Here is a 19,410-nt window from a genome sequence, read left to right as displayed (position 1 = left end):
TTAAGATGGCGGTCTATCCGTCTTGGCAGAGCGCAGCAGTGATTCTCAACAGCCTGGTTTTCTTCATCACTCTGGCGGCCATGGAAGGCGTTGCCTACCTGGCCCACAAGTACCTCATGCATGGCTGGGGCTGGGGCTGGCACCGCTCCCACCACGAGCCGCGTACCGGCTGGTTCGAGAAGAACGACCTGTATGCGGTGGTGTTCGCGGGGCTGGCGATCGTGCTGATTGCCCTGGGGACCCAGGGTCTGCATCCGCTGGAATGGATCGGCGCCGGCATGACCGCCTACGGCGCGTTGTACTTCGTCGTCCATGACGGTCTGGTGCATCGGCGCTGGCCATTCCATCTGGTGCCGCGACGCGGTTACCTCAAGCGCCTGTACCAGGCGCACCTGATGCACCACGCGGTCGAGGGCAAGGACCGCTGCGTGTCCTTCGGCTTTCTGTTCGCGCCGTCTACGACGCGCTTGCGCGCTCAGTTGCGGGCGTTGCACCAGGGGCCTCTGCGCAAGGCGGACGAGGCCGGTTCCACAGCTGAGTCGAACGCTTCGGCCACTGCCGCCAGCGAGCGCTGACCGCACGCCACCATCCCTGACTGACCGCTGCCAGCTTTTCGGCCTTGGAGGTCGAGACACGGGTGTCCCAGGCATGACTGCCTGCCGCAACCACCTTGACTCCGATCTGCCGGTACACGGCCGCCGCAGTCGCCACGGCCCAGGCCGAACGCCAGGGCAGGGCGGCCAGGCCCGCCTGGGCGCTGGCGTAGTAGGGCTCGGCCAGGTCGACCAGACGCCGCGCCAACACCGCCACCGCCGGCCGATGCTCGGGCGCCGCCAGGTCCTGCAGCGGAATGTTCAGTTCTTCCAGCCACTGCGCCGGCAGATAACAGCGACCGATGCGCGCATCCTCGACGATATCGCGGGCGATGTTGGTCAACTGAAACGCCAGCCCCAGGTCGCAGGCGCGATCCAGGGTGCGCGGGTCATGGGTGCCCATGACCCGCGCCATCATCAGACCGACGACGCCTGCGACGTGGTAGCAATACTGCAGCGTGTCGTCCTGAGTGTGATAACGGCGGTCCAGCACGTCCATTTCGAAACCGGCCAGATGCTCCAGAGCATTGTGCTCGGGGATGTCGTGCTCGCGCACCACTTCGGCGAATGCGGCAAAGGCCGGCTCGCTCGCGGGCACGCCTGCATAGACCGCATGGGTCTGGGCCTGCAGCAGCGCCAGGCGGCGCTGTGCCTCCTGCGGGGTGATCGACACGGCGTCGTGACCGGCCTGCTGACCATCGATCACGTCGTCGCAATGGCGACACCAGGCGTACAGCATCACCGCGCTGCGCCGGGTGCGTTCGTCGAACAGCTTGGCGGCCGCGGCGAAGCTCTTCGAGCCCACCGCGATGCTCTGTTCGGCATGCTCGCGCAGCGCCGGATCCGGCGCCGAGGTGCTCATGGATGCAGGTCCGCGATCATCAGACCGGCAGTCGCCTTGGCCGAACCGATCACGCCCGGCACGCCGGCGCCGGGGTGGGTGCCAGCACCGACCAGGTAGACGTTGTTCAACTGCGCGTCGCGGTTGTGCGGGCGGAACCAGGCACTCTGCTGCAGCACCGGCTCCAGGGAAAACGCCGAGCCCAGGTGCGCATTGAGTTCGGTCTGGAAATCATCCGGGGTGAAGATACGGCAGGTCACCAGGTCTTCGCGCAGGCCAGGAATGTAGTGCTCTTCCAGGTATTCGAAAATGCGGTCGCGATACAGCGGCCCCTGCACCGACCAGTCGATGGCGGCGTTGCCCAGGTGCGGTACCGGCGACAACACGTAGTGGCTGGAACAGCCCGGCGGCGCCAGGCTGGGATCCGTCACACAGGGGGCGTGCAGGTACAGCGAGAAGTCCGAGGCCAGTTCGGCGCCGTTGAAGATTTCGTGGATCAGCGCCTGATAGCGCGCCCCGAAGCACACCGTGTGGTGCTGCAACTGCGGCTGCGGGCGTTTGAGGCCGAAATGGATGACGAACAGCGAGTTGCTGAAACGCTTGCCCTTGAGACGCTTGCCCTCGCGTCGACCGCGCGGGTGTTTACCCAGCAGGTCGGCGTAGGTGTGCACCACGTCGGCGTTGGAGGCCAGGCAATCGGCGCGCCAGCTGCGACCGTCACGGGCATGCACGGCCGTGGCCCGATCGTTCTCGACGTCGATGCCGGCCACTTCCGCATTCAACTCCAGGGTGCCGCCCAGATCCTGGAACAGCTTCACCATGCCTTGCACCAGCGCCCCCGTCCCGCCCTTGGGAAACCACACACCCCATTCGCGCTCCAGCGCATGGATCAAGGTGTAGATCGAAGAGGTGGCAAACGGGTTGCCGCCCACCAGCAAGGAGTGAAACGAGAACGCCTGGCGCAACTGGTCGTGTTCGATGAAGCTCGACACCATCGAATACACGCTGCGCCAGGCCTGCAGGCGTGCCAGTTGCGGTCCGGCCTGAAGCATGTCGCGAAACGACAGGAACGGTACCGCACCCAGCTTGAGGTAGCCTTCCTTGAACACCGCCTGGGAGTAGGCCAGGAAGCGCTGGTAGCCGGCCACGTCCGGTGGGTTCAGGGCATGGATCTGGCGGTCCAGTTCGGCCTGATCGTTGGCATAGTCGAACTTCGTGCCGTCTTCCCAGCACAGGCGGTAGAACGGCTTGACCGGCAGCAGGTCGACGTAGTCGGCCATGCGCTTGCCACTGAGGGTGAACAGCTCTTCGATGGCCGTGGGGTCGGTGATCACCGTCGGGCCGGCATCGAAGGTGAAGCCCTGGTCGCGGTAGACATAGGCTCGGCCCCCGGGCTGGTCGCGCTTCTCCAGCAGGGTGGTGTGGATGCCTGCGGCCTGCAGGCGGATCGCCAGGGCCAGGCCGCCGAAGCCTGCGCCGATGACGATGGCGGTTTTAGCTGGATTCATGTGGGTTCTCGAACTGCCGGGGAGAAGATCTGAGGGCGGCGCGCACGGCCTCGTCGACGGGCACGGGTGGCTTGCCGACGAGAATGCGGGCGCGGTCACGCCAGTGGTTTTGGCCTGCGTAGAAACGGCTGATCAACGCGGGCGACAAGCGATAGAAACGCTGCATGACCCGCCAGCGGTCCTGGGGCCTTCCGGCGAGGAACAACATGCGGTTGAGCAGACGGTAGAAACCTTGGTCGTTCCACTGCTGGCGGGCGTGGTCGCGGATGCCGGTGAACAGGCGATCGGCGTCCATGACCGGCTGTTGCGCCAGCCACTGGGCCAGGCGCACCGCGTGGGGCAACGAATAGCCGGTGGTGCAGTGAAACAGGCCGGCGCGCAGGCCGGACAGCGGCTGGCCAGACGCTTGCTGCCAGAACGCCTCGAAGTCGCCGGCCAGGGTAATCGGCAGCACGCCCTGTTCTTCGCGCAGGCACTCGGCGACCGTCCAGCCTTGCCAGCGCACGTACTCGCCGATGTGCTCGCGCAGCTGCTCGGTGCTCAGGGTATGGCGATCTACATAGTGGGTGTCTTCCACCAGCACGGTATCGGCCGAAAAGGGCAGTACATAGACGAAGCGGTACCCATCACCCTGATCCACCCGGGCGTCCATGATAATCGGCCCGAGCAACCCGTGCGGCTGCTCCAGTCGCAGCAATTGGCCGACGAACGCCTGCTGGCCGAGCACCAGGTGTGGGCTGGGCCGTACCCCGCGACCGTCGATGACCGCACCGGCTTGCAGCGTCTCGCCGCTGGCCAGGCGCACGTGGCGCGGGCCCAGTTCGGTGATGGTTTGACCCAGGCGCAGCCGGTCGCCCAACGCCTGGGTGATGACCTCGGCGAAGCGCTCGCTGGTGATGCTGGCGTAGCCACTGTCGAGCACCCGCGATACCTGGGGGAAATGCACCTGGTAGCTGGGCCAGCGCTTGACCACCAGCGGCTCGATCCAATGATGCTGTTCGGCGGTGAGGTCGCCGTCGTGAAAGGACCAGGTATGGTTGCCCCCCTGACTCTGCTGCGCATCGATGCACAGGATGTTCAGCTCCGGACGCGCCTGGCGCAGGCGCCAGGCGATCAGGCCATTGGCCAGGCCGGCGCCGGCCAGGATCAGGTCGTACGTCATGCCAAGGCTCCGGCCAAGACGGGCTGTCGGGTGTCTATCGCGGTTTCGATGATGTCGGCTGCCTTCAACGTGCCGCCTGCGCTTGCAAGTTCCGCGCTCAAGCGGGCAAAGGGCTGGATCGACAGGGCCAGGACCTCACGCAGCGCCTGGGCGATGCGCGGCGAGCGGGCGCGACGATGCAATTGCAGGCCCAGGCCATGATGGCGGACCCGCGCGGCCACGCCGGGCTGGTCGAAGGCGATGGGCATCACCAGCATCGGGGTGGTGCTGGCGATGGCATCCATCACGGTGTTCAGTCCGCCGTGGGTGACCACTGCATCGGCCTGTTCCAAGGCCCACTGTTGCGGGGCGAAATCGGTGACCCAGGTGGCGCCGAGCGCAGCCAGGCGTTTTTCGGCCGCTGCATCGAGCAAGCCGCAGTGGGCGATCAGCAGTTGGGCATCGAGTTGCCGGCAGGCCTTGGCGATCTGTTCGAACATGCCCAGACGCTGGCCCTGCAGGGTGCCCAGGCTTGCGAAGACGAACGGGCGCTCTGGGTTGATCGACCAACTGCCTCTGGTGGCCGCAGTGGCGGTGCGCAGCGGACCGACCGCGTGCAGATGCGGCGGCGCAGCCTGGCGCGGGAAGTCGAAGCCCGCCAGCGTCTGGCTGATCTGCGCCAACGGCGAAAGGCACTCGTGCAGAGCGCTGCGCGGCGCCAGTCCGAGGGCTTTCGCGGCGCCCTGGATGGCGCGGGCATGGGGCTTCATCAGCCAGTCGTAGACCTGGGTGCTGCCGCGGTACATGTGCAGGCTGCGCTCATCCGTGTCGTAGGCGAACGGCATCACCGGCAGCGGCAGGCCCGGCTCGCGGTTGACCGGCAGGGCGCAGGCGATCGAGACGAAGGGCAGCCCCAGGCTTTCCGCGACCAGGCCACCGCCCGCTTCCATCTGATCGCACAGCAGCGCGTCGACACCGTGCTGCTCCAGTACAGCCGGCAGTTCGTCGCAGAACATGCGTGTGGTGGCGGCCAACTGCTCGATGATCTGCCGCAGGCCCCAGGGTGTGCCGGGGCTGGCCGCCAGGCGCAGACTGCGTTGCAGGCTGCCGGGCGGGTGGCTGGCTGCGCCCAGCACGCAATAGCCGATACCGGGGGCCGTGACCCACCGCGCGGCGTCGGCCTGGTGAAAGAAGGTGACTCGATGACCGCGCTGCATCAGCTCCGGGGCCAGCGCCTGCAACGCGTGGAAATGACTGTAATAGGCGGGCGCGACAATGCCGAAATGACTCATCGAGGCAGAGCCTGCGAATCGAGCAGACGGGCATGGCGCAGCCCTGCCAGATTGGCCGAACCGGTGCAGAAACAGGCCACGCGAAGCTGGCGAATGACCACTTCGAAGTGTTCGATCACAGCTTCCGTGGACAGCGTAGCGCCCGGCAACACACTGGCGGCCTGACCGACGAGGTCGGCGCCGAGGCGGATGGCCTTGGCCGCATCGACGCCATCGCGCACGCCGCCCGAAGCGATCAAGCGTACGTCGGGCAGCGCCTGACGGACCGTCTGCACGCAGGTGGCGGTGGGAATGCCCCAGCCGGCGAAGGCCATGGCCACCGCGCGGTCCGCTGCCCGAGTTGCGCGTTCGCCTTCGACCGCAGCCCAACTGGTCCCGCCCGCACCGGCCACATCGATGACCTGCACGCCGGCCTCGACCAAGGTCTGCGCCACGCGGGCGGAGAGCCCCGCGCCGACTTCCTTGATCACCACCGGCACCTTGAGCACCGTCACCGCCCGGGCGATCTGCGCGAGCACGCCGCGCCAGTGACGGTCACCTTCGGGCTGAACGGCTTCCTGCAGCGGGTTGAGATGGATGATCAAACCGCTGGCTTCCAGGGTGTCGACCGCGCGCTGGGCCAGGTCCATGCCACCGTTTTCGAGCAACTGCGCTGCACCGATGTTGGCCAGCAGCGGGATGTCCGGGGCGATGCGCCGCAGCTCGCGGGTGAGCCCCTGGTCGTTGCCGGTCTGCAGGCTGACCCGCTGGGACCCCACGCCCATGGCGATGCCCAGGGCCTGCGCCGCTTCGGCCAGGTGCCGGTTGATCGCGACGGCGCGAAAGGCGCCGCCGGTCATGGAGCTGATCAGCAACGGCGCCTGCAGGTCGATGCCGAGCAGGGAACTGCGCAGGTCGATGTCTGCAAGGTCCAGCTCAGGCAAGGCACAATGCTCGAACTGAATAGTGTCCCAGCCCGCGCCCATGCGCGTGATCGCCCTGAGCGGATCCAGGACGATATCCAGATGGTCATCCTTGCGTCGACTCAACTCGTCGGGCTTCATGTCAGCTCCATTGCTCAGGATCATTTACGGCTGCCTGCGGTCTGTCCATGGTAGAGAGTTGTACGGCGCGCTCATATTCGCATAACGTATGTCCATCTTCACAGGCTCAGGCACCGGCGGTGAGCAGTCGTTCCTTGTTTGCGAACGTTTCCGCCCGGGCCGAACCCTGCCGAAATCTCGTCCCCGGCTGCCCCGCAGGACTCGAAACAAGAATAGAGGGAACGATGACAGCTGATACGCCCGCGACCAGCGATACTGGTTTTACCGAGCACATGGCCTTGCTGCGCTGCACCATCGAAGCGCGGCTGGACGCCTTGCTGCCCGTGGCGAGCAACGAGCGCGATCTGGTGGCCACGGCGATGCGCGACGGTGCCCTGGCGCCAGGCAAGCGGATGCGTCCGATCCTGTTGATCCTGGCTTCGAACGGGCTGGGCGCCAGCGACCAGGCGGCGCTGGACCTGGGCTGCGCCGTGGAGATGGTGCACGCCGCGTCCCTGGTGCTCGATGACATGCCCTGCATGGATGACGCCAAGCTGCGACGCGGTCGCGTCACCACGCACCTGGCCTTTGGTGAAGACGTCGCCATTCTCGCCGCCGTGGCCCTGTTGTCACGGGCCTTTGCGGTGGTAGCGGGGATCGAGGGGCTGAAACCGTTGATTCGCACGCAACTGGTGGAGATCCTGGCCAACGCCATCGGTGCTCATGGCCTGGCCCGTGGTCAGTTGCAGGATCTGCGTGACGGGCTGCATCCGCGAACCGCCGAAGAGATCGCCGCCACCAACAATCTGAAAACGGGCGTGCTGTTCAGCGCAATCATGGACATGGCCTATCTGATCAGCGATGCGCCACCGCCCACGCGAGCCGTGCTGCAGTGTTTTGCCCTGGAGCTGGGGCAGGCGTTCCAGCTCTACGACGACCTGCATGATCGCAGCCCGGACATGGCGAAAGACCTGGGCAAGGACGACGGCAAGTCGACCTTCATGGCGCTGTGCGGGGAAGATGAGGTGAGGCGGCGTCTGCAGGATCATCTGGACAAGGCCCGCGCGTGCCTGGCCGATGCCTATGCGCAGGATCATCATATCAGCCGTTTTCTGCAGCTGATTTTCGTCAAGGCCGCGACCTGCGCCTGAGCGTTCGCCTTTCGGCAGCGTCGCTTTTCCACATGACAAATGAAAAGGGCATCAAGCTGACTTGATGCCCTTCGCAACGACGCGTTCTTACGAGGCGGCGTGCGGATTGCTGCCTTTCTCGGCGTCGTGTTTCTTCGCGGCTTCCACACCCGAGCTGCTGAGCTTGATCGGGTATTCCAGCGCCGGTTCATGGTCCTCGACCGTTACCGGCTTGCCCTGGATCAGACCTCTTTCCTGCAGCGTCTTGATCATCCCCGCGACGGCCTTTTCACCGCGATAGTTGTCGAGGATTTCCTTGCCCAGGCCATGGGGATGCGCGTGCAGCAAACGGGTGAGTACTTCGTGCTCGAGTTCGACGTTGCTCATGAATGCCTCTCTGGCTGCTGAATGAAAATGCATCGGTTACAGGGTTGTGACTCGACGTGGCGCGAGAGATTCCTTGCGTCTGCACGGGGCACGGTGAATCGGTTGGGCGAAAAATCAAACTTTTGCGCCGGCAGGGAAGTCGACTTTGCACACTGTGTCGTTTCGGCAACGAGGTACTGCCTCTGTCGAATCGGCCAAGGTTTTCCGTCAACTTTCGAGGTACACATGGCCAACTATCCAACTCCGCCGTTCGAGCCGCAGCAGCAAGCGGTGCCGGGCACGCAGTCGAAGATGAATCCGCTGCCCGACTGTGGCGAAACCAGCTACAAGGGCTCGGGCCGGATGGCCAACAAGGTCGCCCTGATCACCGGCGGTGACAGCGGTATCGGTCGCGCCGTGGCCATTGCCTATGCCCGTGAAGGCGCCGACGTGGTGATCTCCTACCTCGACGAGCACGAGGACGCCAAGGACACGGCTCGCTACGTCGAGGAAGCCGGACGACAGTGCCTGCTGTTGCCGGGCGACCTGGCCGAGCGGGAACAGTGTCTGGCGATCGTCGAGAAGACGGTCGAGCGTTTCGGTCGCATCGACGTGCTGGTCAACAATGCCGCGTTCCAGATGAGCCACGAATCGCTGGACGAGATTCCGGACGAGGAGTGGTTGCGCACCTTCGATATCAACATCACGGCGATGTTTCGCATCTGCAAGGCTGCCGTACCTCACATGCCGTCGGGCGGTTCGATCATCAACACCAGCTCGGTCAACTCGGACATGCCCAAGCCGACCTTGCTGCCCTATGCAACCACCAAGGGCGCGATCGCCAACTTCACCGCCGGGCTGGCGCAGTTGCTGGGCAAGAAAAACATTCGCGTGAACAGCGTGGCACCGGGCCCGATCTGGACGCCGCTGATCCCGGCGACCATGCCGCCGGAAGCGGTGAAGACCTTTGGCGAGGAGACACCACTGGGTCGTCCGGGCCAGCCGGTCGAGGTCTCGCCGATCTATGTGCTGCTGGGGTCGGATGAGAGCAGCTACATCTCCGGGTCGCGCTATGCGGTGACTGGCGGCAAGCCTATTTTGTAGGGCTGCGCTCGGGTGGCAGGCTTAGTTTTGTCTGCTCGGGCCTCTTCGCGGGCAGAGGGCTCGCTGCCCGCCCCGATCCCACAAGGATCCCGTGTGTGTTGGGATACCCTGTGGGAGCGGGCTCTGCCCGCGAAGAGGCACTCAAGCCATACACAAAGATCAAACCACATGCGCTGACTTCAGCTGAGTCAGGGCCTGTATTCTCAGCTCGGCCAACACCGGATCCCGCCGATCCCTCGGCTGCACCAGATCCACATCAATCCCACCGCCGATGCCACTGGCCCGATGCCCCATCACCAACACCCGGTCACTCAGGTATAGCGCCTCGTCCACATCATGAGTCACCAACAGCAGCGCAATGTCATGCCGCCTTGCCAGATCCAGCAATAAATCCTGCAGCTTCATCCGGGTAAACGCATCCACTGCACTGAACGGCTCGTCCAGCAGCAGCACCTTTGGCCTGGAATAAAGCCCCCGCGCAATTGCGACCCGCTGCGCCATGCCGCCGGACAATGCCTTGGGCAGCGCCTCGGCAAATCCGCTCAGGCCCACTTCCTCGATCAGCTGCCGTACCCAGGCCTGGTCATAGTGACCGTCATCGTGAAAGCCGATGTTGCGCGCCACGCTCAACCAAGGCATCAGCCGCGGCTCCTGGAAAACGAATGCCACCGACTCGCCTGCGCTGCTCAGCTCGCCGCTGTAGTCCCGATCCAGACCCGCAGCGATGCGCAGCAGGGTGCTTTTGCCGCATCCGCTGGGACCCAGCAGGCTGACGACCTCGCCGGGTTGCAATTGCAACTCCACGTCCTTGAGCACCAGGGTTTCGCCGAACGTCTTGCGCCGGACGTGAATGCTCAGCAAGGCACCGCTCATGATCGGCTCCCCGTGGCTTCGCCGGTGAAGGTGTCGCGCCAACTGACGCAACGCCGCTCGATGGCCGCAAGCACGCCGTCACTGAGCTTGCCCAGCACCGCCAGGGCCAGGATCGCCGCCAGCACGATGTCGGGCCGCGAGGTTTCGCGGCCGTCGCTGAGCAGGTATCCCAGGCCTTTGGTGGCGGCAATCAATTCGGCGGCGACCAGAAACATCCAGGCCATGCTCAGGCCGCTGCGCAAGCCGGTGAACAGGCCCGGCATGGCGGCCGGCAGCAGAATGCGCAGGGTCAGCCGACGGGCGCTGAAGCCATACATCTGCCCGACCTCCACCAGCTTGCGGTCAATGTTGCGAATCGCGGCCACGCCGTTGACGTACACCGGAAAGAACGCACCAATGGCGATCAACACGACCTTGGACGTCTCGTCGATGCCCAGCCACAGCAGCAGCAACGGCACCCAGGCCAGGCTGGGTATGGCGCGCAGGCCGGCGAAGGTGGGTTCCAGGTAGGCCTCGGCTTCCCGGCTCAGGCCGACCCAGGCGGCAAATACCAGGGCCAGGGACGCACCGATGACGAAGCCGGCCAGCACGCGACCGACGCTGGCCAGCACGTGCTTGCCCAGCGCGCCTTGCGCCAGCTCGACCAGCGTCAGCGCGACATCGCTCGGCGCCGGCATCTGGTAGGCCGGGATCCAGCCGACCCGCACCACGATCTCCAGCACGATCACGATCAGACACGGCAGCAACCAGCCCTTGGCCCCGCGCCGCCAGGCGGGTGAAGCGCGCCGTGGAGCCGGCGCTGCCTTGGGTAGGGTGTTTTCCGACGCGCTCATGAAGTCACTGCTTCCCGATGACTTGTGCGCCGAAGCGTGGCTCGATCAACTGATCGACCACGTCGTTGACGTCCACGCCTTTGCGCACCAGGCCTTCGGCGGTGAGGATCGGCGCAGCGGCCTTGAGCGCCTGAATCTGCTTGGCGCCTGGCTGCGAGTCGCTGAAGTCGGTCCGCGAGAGCTGCAGCTTGGCCACATCCAGGGGCAGCCCCGATTCCTTGGCCAACAGCGCCGCCAGATCGTCCGGGTGTTCTCGCGCCCAGCTACGGGCCTGCTCGTAGGCCTTGATGACCTGCGCGACGGTGTCGGCATGTTCGGCTGCGAATTTTTCCGTGACGCTGATCACCCCATAGCTGTTGAATTCGATGTTGCGGTACAGCAACTTCGAGCCGGCTTGCAGCTGACTGGCTGCCAGTAGCGGATCGAGGCCGGCCCAGGCATCCACGTCGCCTCTTTCCAACGCGGTGCGACCGTCGGCGTGCTGCAGGTGAACCAGCTCCACATCATCCTTGCTCAGCCCAGCCTGTTGCAGGCTGCGCAGGGTGAACAGGAAAGGGTCGGTGCCTTTGGTGGCGGCGATCTTCTTGCCTTTGAGGTCGGCAACGGTCTGGATCGGCGAATCCTTGCGCACCGCCAGGGCGGTCCATTCCGGGCGGCTGGCGATGTACACGGTCTTGATCGGGCTGCCATTGGCGCGGCTCAGCACCGCTGCAAGGCCGGCCGTGGAAGCGAAGTCGATGCTGCCGCCGTTGAGGTATTCCAGCGAGCGGTTGCTGCCCTGGCTGAGCACCCAGTCGACCTTGGTGCCGGGCAGGGCTTTTTCCAGCCAGCCGAAATGGCGCAGGACCAGACTGGTGGGCGAGTAGTAGGCATAGTCCAGGCGAACCTCGGCAGGGGTAGCTGCCTGGGCGACGCTGGCGAAGCTGGCAAGCAGCACGGTGGCGGCCAGCAGCGGTTTGGACAGGCGGGAAAACAGGGTCATGAAGATCATTCCTCGACAAGGGAGAGCCGGCTGGCACGCCGGATCCCAATGCTAAATGATCTAAAAAACCAACTATAAATACCTTTTGGGTCTGAGCTTAGATTGCCGGGACGCGCCACGACCCAGGCCGCTCACCGATTGACCGTCCTGGCTGGCAACGCTAGTACCAGCAGGCAACTGAGCAGCAGGCAGGCGGCAAAAATCCACAGGGCGATCTGCGGGCTGTGGAAGCGGTCCATGACCACGCCCATCAGGGAATTGCTGACCAGCCCGGCGATGTTGGCCAGCGAACAGGCCAGGGCAAAACCAGTGGCCGCCGCAGTCCCTTTGAGAAAGGTCGCCGGAAGACTGAAGAACACCGGCACCGCACCGATGATAGCCAACGAAGCCACCGAGAACAGCAACACGGTGACCGCCACGTTCTGGGTGAAGAAGGTGCTGAGGAACATGGCCGCCGCGCCGACGATGAATGGCACGATGATGTGCCAGCGCCGCTCGCGGTGCTTGTCGGAACTGGCGCCGATGGCCAGCATCCCGATCAGTCCGGCGAGGCTGGGTATGGCCACCAGCAGGCCGATGTCGCCGGGGTTGCCGACCCCGGCGTTGCGGATGAAGGTGGGCAGCCAGAACCCCATGGCATAGGCACTCAACAGAATCGAGAAATCGATGCCGCCCAGCATCCATACCTTGATGTCGAAAAAGCCGGCACGAAACGAGTGGCCGCCCCGGTTCTCGCTCTCGTCCCGAGCCAGCACGGTTTGCAGTTCGGTTTTCTCGCGCTCGGTGAGCCAGCGGGCATCGGCAATGCCATTGGGCAGGATGGCCAGACACAACGCGCCCAGCACCACGGTCGGTATGGCTTCGAGGAGGAACAGCCACTGCCAGTTGTGCAGGCCGCTGACACCGTCGAAATTGCCCATGATCCAGCCCGACAGCGGTCCGCCGATCAGACTCGACAGCGGCAGGCCGATCATGAACAGGGCAATGATGCGGCTGCGTCGGTACGACGGAAACCACTGGCTCAGGTAGAACAGCACCCCTGGCAGAAACCCGGCCTCGGCTGCGCCGAGCAAGAAGCGCAGCAGGTAGAAGTGCCACTCGGTGGTGACGAACATGGTCAACCCGGAGAGCACGCCCCAGCTGATCATGATGCGAGCGATCCACAAGCGTGCGCCGACCTTCTGCAACACCAGGTTGCTGGGCACCTCGAACAGGATGTAACCGACGAAGAACAACCCGGCGCCCAGACCGTAGGCGGTTTCACTCATGTGCAGGGTGTCGAGCATCTGCAGTTTGGCGAAGCCGACGTTGATGCGATCCAGGTAAGACGCCAGGTAGCAGAAGCACAGAAACGGAATCAACCGCCAGACGATCTTGCGATACGTGCCAGCGCTGGCGTGCTCGGTCAGGCCGGAAGTGGGCGACATGCATGAACTCCTGGAGCGTTGAAGATGGGTTGATGATCTGCCACGAACCCCGTGGGCGCGATCCGTGGTCGCGAAACCTGCACTGCGGTTTGCCTGAAGCACTGCGGCGCCGGTTTCGCGGCCGATGACCGCTTCTACGCAGATGAACGCGTCCCATGGGATGCAGGCGCGGGGATGATAATCGCTGCGCTCGATCCATGCAGCATGGGGGCCAGCACTGGCGTGCGAATAATGGCGTAGACTGCCGGCTTCGGTGTGCGGGGGGCGCACCGTGTCGCGTTCATTCACACGCTCGATCCGGCGAGACGCCGGTCGGCATCGGCCCGGGCAAGGCGGAGCATATTCATGGCGCAGGGTATTTTCTTCTTTGTGGTCGGGCCGAGCGGGGCGGGCAAGGATTCGCTCATCGAAGGCGCGCGCGCCTACCTGGGCACTTCCGGCCGCTACCTGTTTGCCCGTCGCACCATCACCCGCCCCAGCGGCGCTCCAGGAGAAGACCACGCGGGCGTGACCCCGAACAGTTTCAGGCCAGCGTCGCGGCAGGGGCGTTCCTGCTCAGCTGGCATGCTCACGGCTTGAGTTATGGCTTGTCCGCCGAACTGTTGCAGGTGCTGGAGGAGGGCCGGCACGTCATCGCCAATGGCTCGCGCAAGATGATTCGGGAGGCGGCCACCCGTGTGCCGCATCTGGTGGTGATTGAAATCACCGCTTCGCCAGAGGTCCTGGCTGCGCGCATTCTGGGGCGTGGTCGGGAGACCGCCGAGCAGGCCAGTGCCCGCGTGCTACGTCAGGTCGACGCGCTGCCTGCCGACATCGAAACCCTGCGCGTCAACAATGACGCCACCCTGGCCGAGGGCATCGGTCGCTTCGTCGATGCGGTCGAAACCGTTGCCCAGCGCCACGCGCCGCTGCCGGGCAGTCATCCGCTGCTGCTGCGCAAACTGCAGGGGCATGAACTGGACGAGGCGCAGTACGAGCAGGTGCTACGCGACATCATTGCCGGCAAGTACGTCGACAGCGAGATCCGCGCGTTTCTGGTGAGTGCCAGCCAGCATTTGTCGGATGCCGAGGTGGTGGCGCTGGCGCGCGTGCGGACGCGGTTTTCCCCGATCATGCGCTGGGATCGACCGATTGTGGTCGACAAGCATTCGATGGGGGGCGTGCCTGGCAGCCGGATCACCTTGATCGTGGTGCCGATCGTCGCGGCGCAAGGTCTGCTCATGCCCAAGACCTCGTCCCGGGCGATCACCTCAGCGGCCGGCACCGCCGATGCCATGGAGGTGCTGGCCGAGGTGGAACTGACGCCTGAAGAGGTGCAGCACTGCATTGCCCAGACGGGCGCCTGCATCGCCTGGAATGGCCGCCTCAACCACTCCCATCTGGACGAGGTGATGAACGCCATCACCCGACCGCTCGGTATCGACTCCACGCGCTGGGCAGTGGCGTCCATCCTCTCGAAGAAGCTCACCGCCGGCTCGACCCACGTCATCGTCGATCTGCCATTCGGGCCGCGGACCAAATTGGCGACCGCAGAGCAGGCGCACACACTGGGCAAACTGTTCGAGGAAGTTGGCGCTCTGTTGGGCCTTACCGTCGCGGCCGTTGCCACCGACGGCTCGCGACCGGTCGGGCGCGGCATCGGCCCGGCCCTGGAAGTGCGCGACGTACGCTGGGTGCTCGAAGGCGCCCCGCAAGCGCCTGCCGACCTGCGCGAGAAGGCGCTGTCGTTTGCCGCACGCATCCTGGCCTGGGACCCGCGCATCGGCAGTGTCGAAGCCGGGCGCGAACGTGCCGAGTACCTGCTGGACGGTGGCCAGGCCCTGGCGGCTTTTGAACGCATCATCGAGGTTCAGGGACGCAGGGTGCCAGTCATGCCCAGCCCGTCGACCTGGGCCGTGTGCGCCCCTTGCGCGGGTCGGGTGGCACGGCTCGATGGCTGGCGACTGGCGGAACTCGCCCGCTGTGCAGGGGCACCTGGTGACAAGGCTGCAGGTATGGATCTGAAGGTCAATCTGGGCACCCAGGTGGCCCAGGGCGACGTACTTTACCTCCTCCATGCATCAAGCGCAGAAGGCCTGGAACACGCTGCTGAGCAGGCCCGGATCGAGAGCGGCATCATCCTGGATGAGCAGGCCTGATCCACGCTGACCCCGCAACGCTGCCTCGCCCGATTACCGTTCGTCGGCGCAACCTCGACAAATGGAATTCACAAGCTTTTCCGCTCTCCTAACCTGAGTGTGGGAGTCGCCATCGCGGCGGTAACTTTCCTCAATCAATTCAAGTACACAGAAGGATTTGGCAATGACTGATTCGCCGCGCATCGACAGTGCTTCCAAGGGAGCGAACCTGGTTCTGGTGGTCGAAGACGAAGCGCTGATTCGCGAGTTCGTCTGCGAACTGCTGGGCGAGGAAGGTTGGAAGACCGAGGGTGTCGAATCTGCGGACCATGCGCTCGAGTTTCTGAACAAACGTTCCAACGAAGTCGGTCTGTTGCTGACGGATATCCTGATGCCCGGCAGCATGAACGGCGCAGGGCTGGCGAACTACTCGGCGCAGACCTGGCCGGAAATTCCGATCATGATCATGTCGGGCCATGAAACGCCCGAAAGCTCCGGCGTCACCATCCCGGTGAGCTTTGTGCGCAAGCCATGGACGCTCGGTCAGTTGCTCGACGGTGTCGAGAAAGCCCTCGGCACCGTGCCGCGCGCCGTCAGCTAGGACAGGCGCCGTTGCCTTGAGCCCATTGGCGGGCGGTCGTTGCAATCTGCTTCGCCAATTGATCGATCACCCGCTGATGTGCCACCACCAAGCTGCTCAGTTCTACTCCCGCCGTTTCACGGATCTGGCTTGCACAGGTCAATGTACGGCGCGGCTGCGCACCGCCGCGCATTCCCAGACTCCACACCACATCGACCAGCGCATACTGACCCGGTAGCGAATCGAAACGTCGCACGTCGGTTTGTACGGACAGCACGGCCTTTTGCGCATCCTTGGGCAACCCAGCCAGATCACGCGTCCCCAACTGGCGTTCCAGGCGATCGGTCAGAGCGTCGTGAAACTCATCGGCCAGCGGCGCACTCCAGCGATCGTTCTCCAGGATCGCCAGATTGCCGCGGTCCTGGCGCACTACCAGTTGCGGCTGGTCGACCTGGACAGGCATGCGCACGGCGAGCATTTCGAACTGGAACGACGGCGCAGCCAGGCGCGAGGGCGCGCTCGGCGCAGTGTCCTGCAGCGTGTAGTAGTGGGTGACCGGCGAACTGCAGGCACCCAGGCCCAGGCCTGCGGCCATTATCAGGCTGCGTTTGATCATGGTTGAGCTTCCGATTGGATTTCACGTGAGGTATTACCCGGGCTGCGGTAGGCGTCCGGCTCACCCTGTTTGGTACGGCCGCGAATCAGTGCTTCGGGGTTGCGGCTGAGGAAATCGGTCAGCACCCGTACCGAACGGGCGGTGCGTTGGACTTCGTCCATGGCCTGGCTCAGTTGCTGGCGCTCCGGCGAGTCGTCGGCGAAGGTGGAGTTGGCCGCAGCCAAGGTCTTCTGGGTCTGCTGCAAGGTGCCACGCATCTGCGGCAGGACCTCGGCGTTGACCTGACGCAAGGTCTTCTGCATTTCGCTCAGGCTGCCGTTGAGGTTGTTGGCAATTTCATCCAGCGGCAATTTGCTGATCTTGTCGACCACGCCCTGCAACTGCTCCTGCACCTTGTCCAGACTGCCGGGCACGGTGGGAATGCGCAGCGGGCGGGCGGCGACGTCGAAAGCCACGGGCGCTGCGTTGGGCAAAAAGCTCAGGGAAATGTACAACTGCCCGGTAATCAGGTTGGCACTGCGTGCCTGGGCCCGCAGACCCTGTTTGACGAATGCCGACATCAGCTTCGCCGAGCGCTCATCGTCCTCGGTACCCATTTCCTTGAGCAGTTTTTCGTGGGCCTTGCCCAGGCGATCCGGGTAGATCACTGCGCCGACCACACTGGGAAAGCTCTTGGTCTTGGCGTCATAGTCCAGGTTGACCGACACCACACGGCCGATATTCACGCCTAGGAACTCCACCGGGGCGTTGACCGCCAGGCCGCGCAGCGACTGGTTGAAGCTCATGCTGATGTAGCGCGGTTCGCCATCGGGCGGCGCCAGGGCGGTTTCCTGATCGGCGAACAGGTCGAAGCGCGAGCGCTCGGTGGCCGGAGTCGCGTTGGGGCTGTACTTGGGTTCGACGAAGGCGACGCCGCCGGCGAGGATGGTCGAAAGGGACTCGGTGTTGACCTTCAGGCCGCTGGCGCCCACGGTCAGGTCGATGCCGCTGGCATTCCAGAAGCGCGTGTCGGTGGTCACGTACTTGTCGTTGGGGGCATGGACGAAGATCTCCACGTCGACACCCTTGCCGTCTTCGGCCAATTGGTACGACACCACTTGGCCGACTTCGATGCGGCGATAGTAGACCGGCGAGCCGATGTCCAGCGAACCCAGGTCCTCGGTGTGCAGGGTGAAGCGCTTGCCTTGCTCGCCGTAGGTGATCGCCGGCGGTGTTTCCTTGCCGACGAATTGCCGCTTGCGCTCTTCGGAGCTGCCGGCGTCGGCGCCGATGAAGGCGCCGGAGAGCAGCGTATCCACGCCGGAAATGCCGTTGGCGCCGATGCGTGGGCGCACCACCCAGAACACCGAGTCCTCGGCGGTGAAGCCTTCGGCGGACTTGTTCAGGTCGACCTTGGCGACCACATGGCTGCGGTCGTCGCTGAGGGCGATGGCGGTTACCTGCCCGATGACCACGTTCTTGTATTTGACCTGGGTCTTGTTGGCTTCCAGGCCCATGGCGGTCTCGAAGCTGATTTCGATCTGCGGCCCGGCATTGAGGCCATTGCTGATCAGCATCGAGGCGCCTACCAGCGCCGCAATGATCGGCACGATCCACACCAGCGAGACATTGAAACGACGCGTCTTGACCGCCGGTGCAGCGGCAGGGGACGCGGGAGTGGAACCTGGACGATCAGACATCTTCAACCTCTACATCCCAGATGAGCCGGGGATCGAAACTCATGGCGGCAAGCATGGTGAGTACCACCACCAGACCGAAAAACACGATACCCAGCAACGGGTCGATGGAACTCAGTGAACGAAACTGCACCAGCGCGGCGACCAGCGCCACCACCAGCACGTCGAGCATCGACCAGTACCCGATCAGCTCGATGAAGCGATACAAGCGAGCCCGCTCGCGCATGGCCCAGTGGCTCTTGCGCTGACAGGTTACCAGCAGCATCCCCAGGATCAGGAACTTCATGCAAGGCACGACCACGCTGGCGAAGAAGATCAGTACGGCGATGTCCCAGGAGCCGCCATGCCAGAACTCGATGACGCCACTCATGATGGTGTTTTCGCTGGCGTTGCCGAACATGTTGGTGCGCATCACCGGCAGCAGGTTGGCCGGGATGTAGAAGATCAATGCCGCAATCAGCAGCGCCCACGTCCGCGCGATGCTGTCGGGTTTGCGCGCATGCACGGTGGAGTGACAGCGCGGGCAATGGTGTTCGCCTGCCTGGCATACATGCCCGCAGGTATGGCACAGCACCAGGCCCAGTTGCCGCGCGTAGGCCGGTTCGCTCATCGCAGCTGGCCTTCCAGGTCGTCCCAGAGTCGGCGGATGCCCTTGCCGGAAATCAGGATCAACAGCACCGTGACCATACCCAGTGCCCACAGGCCGAAGCCGGGGTGGACGTCGAGCATGCCCGCCAGTTTGATGATGGCGACCAGAATGCCCAACAGGCAGACTTCCAGCATGCTCCAGGGGCGCAGGTGCTCCAGCGCGCGCATGCAGGTACGAAAGCCGGGCGCGGCGCGTCCGGCGGTGGCGAAGCCGAGCAGCCAGCACAGCAGGCAGATCTGCAACAGGGGGGCGAGAATGATGGTCAACCCGGTCACCGCGGCCATCGGCGTGATGCGGCCCTGGGCCAGGGCTTCCACCGAGGCGAGCAGGGTGGCCTGGTTGCTCAGCCCTTCCATGCTGATGCTGATCACCGGAAAGGCGTTGGCCAGAATGAACAGCATGGCTGCGGTCAGCGCCAGGGCGAACAGCGCCTGGATGCTCAGGCGCTGGCCACGTTCGAGCACCGCGCCACAACGCGTGCACTCGGCTTTCTGACCATGCGTCAGGGCCACCGATTCGAACAGCGAATCGCAGTGTTCACAGATGATCGAGCGGGAAGAGGTGTTCATTCGGCAATGGGCATAGATGAAAGCCTGAGGTCAGGGGCGCGCATTTCCCCAGATTAGACACGACCTGTCTAGTCCAGTGGCGCGGTGCCAT

General features: G+C 64.4%; 20 protein-coding genes. 6 read left to right on the top strand and 14 right to left on the bottom strand.

Going from position 1 to position 19,410, the window contains the following annotated elements:
- Positions 1-5: 5 nt before the first annotated feature.
- Positions 6-575, top strand: a complete 570-nt coding sequence (locus BLV18_RS12625) for a sterol desaturase family protein (protein WP_082223600.1) — start codon at positions 6-8, stop codon at positions 573-575.
- Here the strand turns inward: BLV18_RS12625 and BLV18_RS12620 are convergent.
- Genes BLV18_RS12620 through fni form a run of 5 tightly spaced genes read right to left on the bottom strand, consistent with a single transcriptional unit; the run spans position 457 to position 6,418 of the window.
- Complete coding sequence (locus tag BLV18_RS12620) at positions 457-1,455, bottom strand: phytoene/squalene synthase family protein (RefSeq protein WP_139211022.1); 999 nt, start codon at positions 1,453-1,455, stop codon at positions 457-459. The genes BLV18_RS12625 and BLV18_RS12620 overlap by 119 nt on opposite strands.
- Positions 1,452-2,942: a phytoene desaturase gene (locus tag BLV18_RS12615; RefSeq protein ID WP_090358970.1), complete on the bottom strand. Its 1,491-nt coding sequence runs from the start codon at positions 2,940-2,942 to the stop codon at positions 1,452-1,454. Before BLV18_RS12615 ends, BLV18_RS12620 begins: the two co-directional genes overlap by 4 nt.
- The gene (gene crtY / locus BLV18_RS12610; RefSeq protein ID WP_090358968.1) at positions 2,929-4,104 is read right to left on the bottom strand and encodes a lycopene beta-cyclase CrtY; all 1,176 of its coding nucleotides are present in this window, start codon (positions 4,102-4,104) and stop codon (positions 2,929-2,931) included. Before crtY ends, BLV18_RS12615 begins: the two co-directional genes overlap by 14 nt.
- Positions 4,101-5,375: a glycosyltransferase gene (locus tag BLV18_RS12605; RefSeq protein WP_090358966.1), complete on the bottom strand. Its 1,275-nt coding sequence runs from the start codon at positions 5,373-5,375 to the stop codon at positions 4,101-4,103. The genes crtY and BLV18_RS12605 overlap by 4 nt, the downstream gene beginning before the upstream one ends.
- A complete protein-coding gene (gene fni, locus BLV18_RS12600) occupies positions 5,372-6,418 on the bottom strand; it encodes a type 2 isopentenyl-diphosphate Delta-isomerase (RefSeq protein WP_090358964.1) in 1,047 nt (348 codons plus the stop codon). Before fni ends, BLV18_RS12605 begins: the two co-directional genes overlap by 4 nt.
- A 224-nt stretch (positions 6,419-6,642) precedes the next feature.
- On the opposite strand from fni, the gene BLV18_RS12595 reads away from it, so the two are divergent.
- Positions 6,643-7,548 carry a polyprenyl synthetase family protein gene (locus BLV18_RS12595; RefSeq protein ID WP_090358962.1) on the top strand — a complete coding sequence of 302 codons (906 nt, stop codon included), beginning with the start codon at positions 6,643-6,645 and terminating at the stop codon, positions 7,546-7,548.
- Between the two features lie 87 nt (positions 7,549-7,635).
- Here BLV18_RS12595 and BLV18_RS12590 read toward each other — a convergent pair whose 3' ends face one another.
- On the bottom strand, positions 7,636-7,914 hold the full coding sequence (locus BLV18_RS12590) for a hypothetical protein (protein ID WP_049859895.1): 279 nt from the start codon (positions 7,912-7,914) through the stop codon (positions 7,636-7,638).
- 225 nt (positions 7,915-8,139) lie between these two features.
- Between BLV18_RS12590 and BLV18_RS12585 the strand changes: the two genes are divergently transcribed.
- A complete protein-coding gene (locus tag BLV18_RS12585) occupies positions 8,140-8,997 on the top strand; it encodes an SDR family oxidoreductase (RefSeq protein ID WP_090358960.1) in 858 nt (285 codons plus the stop codon).
- 159 nt (positions 8,998-9,156) lie between these two features.
- On the opposite strand, the gene BLV18_RS12580 is transcribed toward BLV18_RS12585, so the two are convergent.
- From BLV18_RS12580 to BLV18_RS12565, 4 genes are all read right to left on the bottom strand, one after another.
- Positions 9,157-9,870 (bottom strand): ABC transporter ATP-binding protein, encoded by a 714-nt coding sequence (locus tag BLV18_RS12580; RefSeq protein WP_090358958.1) that lies wholly within the window; start codon positions 9,868-9,870, stop codon positions 9,157-9,159.
- Positions 9,867-10,703: an ABC transporter permease gene (locus tag BLV18_RS12575; RefSeq protein ID WP_049859898.1), complete on the bottom strand. Its 837-nt coding sequence runs from the start codon at positions 10,701-10,703 to the stop codon at positions 9,867-9,869. The genes BLV18_RS12580 and BLV18_RS12575 overlap by 4 nt, the downstream gene beginning before the upstream one ends.
- Before the next feature lie 4 nt (positions 10,704-10,707).
- Entirely contained in the window at positions 10,708-11,694 is a 987-nt protein-coding gene (locus BLV18_RS12570; RefSeq protein WP_375143192.1) for an aliphatic sulfonate ABC transporter substrate-binding protein, read from the bottom strand.
- Between the two features lie 122 nt (positions 11,695-11,816).
- The gene (locus BLV18_RS12565) at positions 11,817-13,112 is read right to left on the bottom strand and encodes an MFS transporter (RefSeq protein WP_090358954.1); all 1,296 of its coding nucleotides are present in this window, start codon (positions 13,110-13,112) and stop codon (positions 11,817-11,819) included.
- Positions 13,113-13,457: 345 nt separating this feature from the next.
- Here BLV18_RS12565 and BLV18_RS22445 point away from each other — a divergent pair, with 345 nt between their 5' ends.
- From BLV18_RS22445 to BLV18_RS12555, 3 genes are all read left to right on the top strand, one after another.
- Positions 13,458-13,691: a hypothetical protein gene (locus BLV18_RS22445; RefSeq protein WP_208598859.1), complete on the top strand. Its 234-nt coding sequence runs from the start codon at positions 13,458-13,460 to the stop codon at positions 13,689-13,691.
- Positions 13,692-13,699: 8 nt separating this feature from the next.
- Entirely contained in the window at positions 13,700-15,250 is a 1,551-nt protein-coding gene (locus BLV18_RS12560; protein WP_208598858.1) for a thymidine phosphorylase, read from the top strand.
- A gap of 163 nt (positions 15,251-15,413) precedes the next feature.
- Positions 15,414-15,830, top strand: a complete 417-nt coding sequence (locus tag BLV18_RS12555) for a response regulator (protein ID WP_049859902.1) — start codon at positions 15,414-15,416, stop codon at positions 15,828-15,830.
- Here the strand turns inward: BLV18_RS12555 and BLV18_RS12550 are convergent.
- The 4 genes from BLV18_RS12550 to BLV18_RS12535 are packed head-to-tail and all read right to left on the bottom strand — an operon-like array spanning position 15,823 to position 19,319.
- Entirely contained in the window at positions 15,823-16,425 is a 603-nt protein-coding gene (locus BLV18_RS12550) for a PqiC family protein (RefSeq protein WP_090358951.1), read from the bottom strand. The two genes, BLV18_RS12555 and BLV18_RS12550, sit on opposite strands and share 8 nt — an antisense overlap.
- Positions 16,422-18,104, bottom strand: coding sequence for a PqiB family protein (locus BLV18_RS12545; RefSeq protein ID WP_090358949.1), 1,683 nt, complete (start codon positions 18,102-18,104; stop codon positions 16,422-16,424). Before BLV18_RS12545 ends, BLV18_RS12550 begins: the two co-directional genes overlap by 4 nt.
- Positions 18,097-18,711, bottom strand: a complete 615-nt coding sequence (locus BLV18_RS12540) for a paraquat-inducible protein A (RefSeq protein ID WP_056842255.1) — start codon at positions 18,709-18,711, stop codon at positions 18,097-18,099. The genes BLV18_RS12545 and BLV18_RS12540 overlap by 8 nt, the downstream gene beginning before the upstream one ends.
- The gene (locus BLV18_RS12535) at positions 18,708-19,319 is read right to left on the bottom strand and encodes a paraquat-inducible protein A (RefSeq protein ID WP_056842256.1); all 612 of its coding nucleotides are present in this window, start codon (positions 19,317-19,319) and stop codon (positions 18,708-18,710) included. The genes BLV18_RS12540 and BLV18_RS12535 overlap by 4 nt, the downstream gene beginning before the upstream one ends.
- Between the last annotated feature and the right edge of the window lie 91 nt (positions 19,320-19,410).

The organism is Pseudomonas coleopterorum (genome assembly GCF_900105555.1).
GTDB lineage: Bacteria > Pseudomonadota > Gammaproteobacteria > Pseudomonadales > Pseudomonadaceae > Aquipseudomonas > Aquipseudomonas coleopterorum.
This window is presented reverse-complemented; position numbering and strand designations above follow the sequence as displayed.

Excerpts from the sequence above, each read along its gene's own strand:
- BLV18_RS12625 (WP_082223600.1), top strand. The coding sequence starts at position 6 with ATGGCGGTCTATCCGTCTTGGCAGAGCGCAGCAGTGATTCTCAACAGC.
- BLV18_RS12620 (WP_139211022.1), bottom strand. The coding sequence starts at position 1,455 with ATGAGCACCTCGGCGCCGGATCCGGCGCTGCGCGAGCATGCCGAACAG.
- BLV18_RS12615 (WP_090358970.1), bottom strand. The coding sequence starts at position 2,942 with ATGAATCCAGCTAAAACCGCCATCGTCATCGGCGCAGGCTTCGGCGGC.
- crtY (WP_090358968.1), bottom strand. The coding sequence starts at position 4,104 with ATGACGTACGACCTGATCCTGGCCGGCGCCGGCCTGGCCAATGGCCTG.
- BLV18_RS12605 (WP_090358966.1), bottom strand. The coding sequence starts at position 5,375 with ATGAGTCATTTCGGCATTGTCGCGCCCGCCTATTACAGTCATTTCCAC.
- fni (WP_090358964.1), bottom strand. The coding sequence starts at position 6,418 with ATGAAGCCCGACGAGTTGAGTCGACGCAAGGATGACCATCTGGATATC.
- BLV18_RS12595 (WP_090358962.1), top strand. The coding sequence starts at position 6,643 with ATGACAGCTGATACGCCCGCGACCAGCGATACTGGTTTTACCGAGCAC.
- BLV18_RS12590 (WP_049859895.1), bottom strand. The coding sequence starts at position 7,914 with ATGAGCAACGTCGAACTCGAGCACGAAGTACTCACCCGTTTGCTGCAC.
- BLV18_RS12585 (WP_090358960.1), top strand. The coding sequence starts at position 8,140 with ATGGCCAACTATCCAACTCCGCCGTTCGAGCCGCAGCAGCAAGCGGTG.
- BLV18_RS12580 (WP_090358958.1), bottom strand. The coding sequence starts at position 9,870 with ATGAGCGGTGCCTTGCTGAGCATTCACGTCCGGCGCAAGACGTTCGGC.
- BLV18_RS12575 (WP_049859898.1), bottom strand. The coding sequence starts at position 10,703 with ATGAGCGCGTCGGAAAACACCCTACCCAAGGCAGCGCCGGCTCCACGG.
- BLV18_RS12570 (WP_375143192.1), bottom strand. The coding sequence starts at position 11,694 with ATGATCTTCATGACCCTGTTTTCCCGCCTGTCCAAACCGCTGCTGGCC.
- BLV18_RS12565 (WP_090358954.1), bottom strand. The coding sequence starts at position 13,112 with ATGTCGCCCACTTCCGGCCTGACCGAGCACGCCAGCGCTGGCACGTAT.
- BLV18_RS22445 (WP_208598859.1), top strand. The coding sequence starts at position 13,458 with ATGGCGCAGGGTATTTTCTTCTTTGTGGTCGGGCCGAGCGGGGCGGGC.
- BLV18_RS12555 (WP_049859902.1), top strand. The coding sequence starts at position 15,414 with ATGACTGATTCGCCGCGCATCGACAGTGCTTCCAAGGGAGCGAACCTG.
- BLV18_RS12550 (WP_090358951.1), bottom strand. The coding sequence starts at position 16,425 with ATGATCAAACGCAGCCTGATAATGGCCGCAGGCCTGGGCCTGGGTGCC.
- BLV18_RS12545 (WP_090358949.1), bottom strand. The coding sequence starts at position 18,104 with ATGTCTGATCGTCCAGGTTCCACTCCCGCGTCCCCTGCCGCTGCACCG.
- BLV18_RS12540 (WP_056842255.1), bottom strand. The coding sequence starts at position 18,711 with ATGAGCGAACCGGCCTACGCGCGGCAACTGGGCCTGGTGCTGTGCCAT.
- BLV18_RS12535 (WP_056842256.1), bottom strand. The coding sequence starts at position 19,319 with ATGAACACCTCTTCCCGCTCGATCATCTGTGAACACTGCGATTCGCTG.